Genomic DNA, 6,397 nt, shown 5'->3' on the forward strand with positions numbered 1-6,397 from the left:
TCCGTGCTACGCACTCAGACAGCCCCCGCACCCCTTTTTCGCAAATCATAGCACCTTAACAGGTGCGATTTGCTAAGCTAAATAAACCAAAAAAGAGAAATTATCTACCAAATCCAAACCCTCTATCGTTTCTTTTAACTTTTGATCGATCAAAAGAATTTTCAAAGGCACTTTGGTATTTTAGTTCCTTTTCTATTCTTTCGGCTTTTTTAGGAAATATTTCTTTTAATTGCTCTATGCTTAAGTTTTTTTCACACCATTTGCCTATTTCTTTTAGTCGGGTTTCTAATTTTTCATTATTTGTCTTATGTGCTTCAAACAAAGTCTTTAAATTATCTCTTTCATCTTTAACTTTGTCATATTCAAATTTTAAATATTCGAGTTCCTTACTAGCTTCTCTCTTGCTTTCATTGGTGCTGATTAGAAAAGCATTCTTGGTTAATTGATAATCTTGTCTTACTTTGGCGTTATGCTTTCCAAACGTTAGAATGTTTTTCCATAGGCTCAAACGCTTTTCAAATTCTTGTGTAAGTTCTTTTAAGGCTTTTTCGTGTCCTAGTTCTAAATTTTGTATATGTTTTTGATGTTGCTCTATTTTAGCCTGTAATTCGTTTTCTTTCGATTTTAGCTCTTTAGCCTTGTCTTGTATCTCTTTTTCTTTTTTTTTCAATTCTAGGGCTAATTCTGTTAATTTATGCTCCTGTTCTAATATTTTCTTTTGCATTTCTTTTTCTTGTTCTTTAAATTTTGCCACTTTAAGCTTAAAAAGCTTAAAATTTAGATATAATGCTACTTTAAGACGCTTACTATGTTTTTTCATAGTATGTCCTAAGTTGTGGATTTCCGCCAAGAGTGAAAACTCAAGGCGGATTTTTTATTGTAGCATATTATTACGGAATTATTACGGAATTGTCAATATTATTTCCCGTTTTAATAGTTTAAATTTCCCGTTTTAATACTCCGCTAAGCCCCTTAATATAGGCTCTGGAACGTTGCCTAAAAATATATAAAAATATATAAAAAATTTAAAAACCGCGTACGTGCGTGCGTGATACGCGTACGCGCGAGAGAGAGCGAGAGAGAGAAAATAAAGTTGAGTAAATTTTTCTCAACGTTTAATCAAAAATTTTTGATTTTTTTCTTGTTTAATATTAAATTAATTTTTGAATTTTATAATTATTCATATACCAAAAATTTTAATTATCGAAAGGGTCAAAAATGAAAAAAATTATCTTAAGTTTAGCAGTAATTGCTTCATTATCTAGCGTTGCTTTAGCTTCAAATAATAGCAATGAAAATACTAACAATTCAAAACAAAGTAGAATTTTAACTTGCAAAGATTTTCATAATTGTCAAACTATACATCAACCAATTTACCAAGAAGCTGGACATAACATACTTTGTAAATTTGGATATTGTTTCTGATGTTAAATATGTTAAATCCTAATTCAAATATTCGCTTCCATAAGTGTATGCCTAAAGAAGTTCATCAAGTATATGACACCTTAAAGCTTATGGAACAAGAAGAAGATACAAAAAAAGTAGAAGCTAAAGCTGAAAAGGAAGAAGAAACAAGGCTGAAAGATAAAGATATTAGCAATTCTACAAATGCAGATAATAAAAAAGATCAGCTTTTAGATATATCTGCTTAATCCATTGTGAAAAGATTTTTGTAGTTTTGTGCTTCTTTGGCGTTAATTACTCTTTGCTTATCTAAGTAAAAAAGTTCTTCGGCTTTGTCTTTTAACTTCTCTAAGCTTTGTATGTCTTTGAAGTTTTTAACACCAAAAGCCACAAATTTATCATCGCTCTTTCTTTGTGCGATGATTGAAATTTTATTATCAGCTTCATTGTGGTCGTAATGAGTTACTATCATTTCACCAAAGCGTTCATCATAAATTGATTTGCCTATATAATTGCTTAGTATTTCTTTTAGCCTGGTAAAAAATTTCTCCTGTTTGGCTTTTTCTTGTGCGATGCGTTTATCATTGTTCTTATAATCAAAAATAAATTCTAAATCTGTGATTTTACGCCCTGTTTTGTAAGTTTTTATTTCTAGTAAAACAAGATTTGATTTGCCATTTATATCTTTTTCGGCTTGTTTTAATACAAAGCGATTAAAATCATACCATTCGTAAAAGCTTTTTGGAACTTCCAAAAGATTTTGCAATACTGCAAGATTGATTTTAAGGCTTTGTTTGTTCTGTTTTAACTCACAAACAAGCATATTATAAATTCTTATGCTATAAGCTGATTTCATTTGCTGGATATCACTAAATTTTAACTGGGTAAAATCTCTTTTTTGCTCTAACAAGTATTGCATAAGATTATCATTTAATCTATAGCTAATATTTGAAGCTCCTTTTTTATACTCTATAAATTGAAATAAGGGCATAACTCTATGAATTTCAACTTCTTTCATTGTCATCTCATCAAGCAATTTAAAGTCCTCGATATAGGTCTTTTTTCCCATATTATCAATTAAATTTTTTATATAAGTGTAGTTTTCCTCGCTTTGATGATTTAAAACTTCAAATATTTCACTTAATGGCATTTCGCACACTTGAAATAAACTATCTTTTTGGCTGTTTATTTGTGCGACGATCCACATAAACATTTTAAGTTCATTTGTGTTCATATCGTATTTAGCATAAACAAAGCGATTGTTTTGAGTTACGACTGCTTTTTGAATTCTTTTTTTGTTAGTTTTTTTTGGTGTTTGCATAATTAGCCTTTAAGGCCAAAAGGACAGGGGCTTAACCCCTGCGGTCTTATTTCACAAAAAATATCGCCACTTTAAGTTTAAAAAACCTAAAATTTAGATATAATGCTACCTTAAGACGCTTACTATGTTGCTTCATAGTATGTCCTTTTGGTCAAATTGCCCCTATCTCTAGGGGCAAAATAATTATATCGCAATTTTAGTTAATACAGAGTATTTTTTTAAAATATTTATCGGTTTATGATATACTTTTGTCGGGTAAAATGTCTGTTTATCAAATTTCAGCCCCCATTTTTCCATATATTATCTACTATATCCAAAATCTCTTTTAATCTGTCTTGCTTTATTTATTGTCTTTTTAAAGCTGTTTCTAATTCGTTCTCTAAGTTCTGTATATTTTGCTTGTATAATGTCTCTAATTGTTTCAATTCTTGCTCGTTTAATTGCTCCGTTTCTTGTGTTTTCTGTTTCAAATCCTTGAAACTCTGTTCTAAGCCGTTGAGTTTGCTTCTCATAGCTTCCAAAGCGTTCTCGTATGCTATTCGTTCGCTCTTGATTATCTCGTGTAATTTCATCTCTGCTTGTTGATATTCTGTTATCTTGTCTTGTAATCTCTCTATTTCTGCTATTAATTCTAATTCTAAAGTCGTCATTTTCTGCCTTTTCTAATCTAGTGGTAGGTAATAATAATTGTCTTGCACTATCACGCTCTCTTTCGGCATTTGTATATAAATTTTCCCGCTGTTTGATTTCGTTGTTAGCTCCTTGCTGATCTGATAAGGTCTTATCCACAGATACCATACAACTACGCTTAAAATCATCATCGTAAGCATTCCCACTAAAAAACTCATTGCTAGGCTGGATATTTTGAATTTCATTAGCTGTATCTTGTAATTGTATTTCTCCATTTTTTCGATTGAATTTTCTAGTTTTTCCCTGTAATCGCTCGTTAAATTTTCTAATTGTTTCTCTGTAATACTCATCTTTTGATTGAATGAATTTATCAAGTTCTCGTTTAGTTCGTTCAAGCTCTGCTTTAATATCTCTTTGTTGATACTCTCTTGCTCTGCTTTCTTTTTCTGTGCGTAAGTCTCTAAGCTTTTCAAAGCTTCTAAATTGTTCATTGTAAATGCCTCCTTTAAACCTTTTAGCTTTTTTGCTTTCTGGTAGTTTAATGCTTAAATAATCGCTTCCTTTTCTTGTTACTTCGATATTGTTTTGCTCTAAAAGATAAATGAGTTCGTCTCTTGAATTGATAATTTTATTAGCTACTTGCTTATGAAGTATCTTATCTAGGGCTTCATAGTCCTTAAAAAGCTCCTTTTCTTTTTTGCTTCCTTGTAGGGTTTGTTCTTTGCTCGGATCTTTTGGATTTGTAAAACCATAGCATAAATTAACAAAATCACGCCAAAAATCAATTCTTTTGTTATCGGTAAGGTGATAGTAAGGGTTAAATGCTTTTTTGCTTTCTAGGTCAATTTTGGGGATTATAAAGTTTAATTCTAATCTTCCCTTGTCTGTATGTTCTACCCATAAAATATTATAGCGTCCCTGCATTGCAGGAGTTAAAAGGGCGTTTTCAAAGCTTTGCATGATTTCTTTTTTGGTGTTCTCATCGATGTTTTTTTCTTCAAAAGATAAAACACCTACGCAAGTTTTATGCTTTTGGGTCATTGATTTAATAAGCTCTCTTGTTAAAAACTCGTCCCCTTTTAATATTCTTGCTGTGCCTTGATTAACTCTCTCATTTAACATATAATCAACCGATGATATACCCCCGCCTTTTTGAGTTTTAAAGAATTTGCAAATCATTCAATGACTTTTCTAAGTTCTTTTAGATGATTTTCAATGCGACTTAGCATTTCTAGCCCTACTCTATCAAGTCCGCCTTTTGATGTGTTTAAATGCTTTGCAACTTGATTTAAATTATTACCCCACTTAGAAAGCTCGGCTATAAAATCTCTATTGATTGGAATTTGTTTTCTTTTAAGGGACTTTTGTTTTAGCATAGATTTTAAAGCAAAACTAGAAAAATTAAGCTCACTTTCTTTTAGTTTGATTTGTATTTGCTCCCACTCATCTTGTGAAAGTCTTAATCTTTTAGTTAAAGTTTTAATGCTTTACTCCTTTCTATTAGCTAAAGCAAATCGCACCTGGTAAGGTGCTATGATTTGCGAAAAAGGGGTGCGGGGGCTGTGTGAGTGCGTAGCACGGAGCACGGACAAAGCCCACCGCCCTAATGCTTATCTAAACCTAAAAGGGAAGATAAGCTTAACTCTTAAAAACAGCTTAAAAATTTTTTAAGAGTTTCAAGGGGTTTTAGGGTCTCCCTAACGAGTTCTCGGAGTAGCAAAAATGCGTTTAGCATTGTAGCTACGTAGAGTAACCTCGCCCTATTATTAAAATGATAGTATTTTTAGCTTAAATTTTCAAGAAAAACTATATATTTTTAGTCTATTTTTTCTACTTTAAGAAAAGTTTAAGACTTTTTGATTTTTTCCCTTGTTTAATATTACTCTTGTTTATACTTGTTTACGGGCATTTTAGCTATGGAAAAATGGGGCTTGAAATTTCATAAACCGAGATTTTTAATGTGAAAACCGAGATTTTTAATGTGAAAAACCCGTCTAAAACCGAGATTTTTAATGTGAAAAACCCGTCTAAAACCGAGATTTTTAATGTTAAAAAATAAATAAAAGAGTAGATTATAAATTAGTTACTACTCTTGATTTTCCCTTGTTTAATATTACTCTTGTTTATACTTGTTTACGGGCATTTTAGCTATGGAAAAATGGGGCTTAAAATTGCTAAAAGTGAGATTTTTCGCTATAAAAGTGAGATTTTTCGCTATAAAACCCCCCTTAAAAGTGAGATTTTTCGCTAGGTAACTAAAATTTAAAAATTTCAGTCTCCTTTAGACATTAAATATCGATAAAATAGTGTTTTAAATAGATTTTTTATACTGCAATGAGTAAATTTTTCTCAACATTTAATCAAATTTTTGATTTTTTTCTTGTTTAATATTAAATTAATTTTTTGACTTTTATAATTATTCATATATCAAAAATAATCATAGAAAGGGTTTAAAATGAAAAAAATTATCTTAGGTTTAGCATTAATTGCTTCATTATCTAGTGTTGCTTCAGCATATAAAATTACTGTATCTCAACAGCCTATAGTTCAACCACATTACGAAGGTTGTGTTTTAGTTTATCAATACGGAAGAGATTACAGTAAATGCAATAATCAAGGTATTTATACTGATAATATTGACTATAAGCTTTGCAAACTAAGAGGACAATGTAAATGATACTTGTAACACCTTGTGGTGTTATTGATACCACAAATTTTGGCAAGAGTGAGGTAAATAGACAAACTATAGATTTTTCTTTAAAATTTCAAGAAAAAAAAGCAAAAGTAGAAGCTAAAGCTGAAAAGGAAGAAGAAACAAAGCTAAAAGATAAAGATATTAGCAATTCTACAAATATAGATAACCAAGCGGATAATAAAAAAGATAAACTTTTAGATATATCTGCTTAATCTTTAACAATTTATGGCGGTGGGCTTTGTCCGTGCTCCGTGCTACGCACTCAGACAGCCCCCGCACCCCTTTTTCGCAAATCATAGCACCTTAACAGGTGCGATTTGCTAAGCTAAATAAACCAAAAAAGAGAA

The 6,397-nt window shown here is 30.9% G+C and carries 8 protein-coding genes; 4 read left to right on the forward strand and 4 right to left on the reverse strand.

Annotated elements, in window-relative coordinates:
- Positions 1 to 100: 100 nt before the first annotated feature.
- On the reverse strand, positions 101 to 820 hold the full coding sequence (locus tag CQA76_RS08610) for a coiled-coil domain-containing protein (protein ID WP_137622979.1): 720 nt from the start codon (positions 818 to 820) through the stop codon (positions 101 to 103).
- Positions 821 to 1,218: 398 nt separating this feature from the next.
- Between CQA76_RS08610 and CQA76_RS08615 the strand changes: the two genes are divergently transcribed.
- Positions 1,219 to 1,425 carry a hypothetical protein gene (locus CQA76_RS08615; RefSeq protein ID WP_137622980.1) on the forward strand — a complete coding sequence of 69 codons (207 nt, stop codon included), beginning with the start codon at positions 1,219 to 1,221 and terminating at the stop codon, positions 1,423 to 1,425.
- A 47-nt stretch (positions 1,426 to 1,472) separates the two neighbouring features.
- The gene (locus CQA76_RS08620; protein ID WP_408608986.1) at positions 1,473 to 1,652 is read left to right on the forward strand and encodes a hypothetical protein; all 180 of its coding nucleotides are present in this window, start codon (positions 1,473 to 1,475) and stop codon (positions 1,650 to 1,652) included.
- Here the strand turns inward: CQA76_RS08620 and CQA76_RS08625 are convergent.
- The 3 genes from CQA76_RS08625 to CQA76_RS08635 form a co-directional block, all read right to left on the reverse strand.
- Positions 1,649 to 2,725 carry a replication initiation protein gene (locus CQA76_RS08625; protein ID WP_137622982.1) on the reverse strand — a complete coding sequence of 359 codons (1,077 nt, stop codon included), beginning with the start codon at positions 2,723 to 2,725 and terminating at the stop codon, positions 1,649 to 1,651. The two genes, CQA76_RS08620 and CQA76_RS08625, sit on opposite strands and share 4 nt — an antisense overlap.
- 300 nt (positions 2,726 to 3,025) lie before the next feature.
- A complete protein-coding gene (locus CQA76_RS08630; RefSeq protein WP_137622983.1) occupies positions 3,026 to 4,534 on the reverse strand; it encodes a relaxase/mobilization nuclease domain-containing protein in 1,509 nt (502 codons plus the stop codon).
- Positions 4,531 to 4,839: a plasmid mobilization protein gene (locus tag CQA76_RS08635; protein WP_170999737.1), complete on the reverse strand. Its 309-nt coding sequence runs from the start codon at positions 4,837 to 4,839 to the stop codon at positions 4,531 to 4,533. The genes CQA76_RS08630 and CQA76_RS08635 overlap by 4 nt, the downstream gene beginning before the upstream one ends.
- Positions 4,840 to 5,810: 971 nt before the next feature.
- On the opposite strand from CQA76_RS08635, the gene CQA76_RS08640 reads away from it, so the two are divergent.
- The gene (locus CQA76_RS08640) at positions 5,811 to 6,032 is read left to right on the forward strand and encodes a hypothetical protein (RefSeq protein ID WP_002821137.1); all 222 of its coding nucleotides are present in this window, start codon (positions 5,811 to 5,813) and stop codon (positions 6,030 to 6,032) included.
- Positions 6,029 to 6,262: a hypothetical protein gene (locus CQA76_RS08645; RefSeq protein ID WP_137622985.1), complete on the forward strand. Its 234-nt coding sequence runs from the start codon at positions 6,029 to 6,031 to the stop codon at positions 6,260 to 6,262. Before CQA76_RS08640 ends, CQA76_RS08645 begins: the two co-directional genes overlap by 4 nt.
- Positions 6,263 to 6,397 lie beyond the last annotated feature (135 nt).

Source organism: Campylobacter aviculae (assembly GCF_005406215.1).
Taxonomy (GTDB): Bacteria; Campylobacterota; Campylobacteria; order Campylobacterales; family Campylobacteraceae; genus Campylobacter_D; species Campylobacter_D aviculae.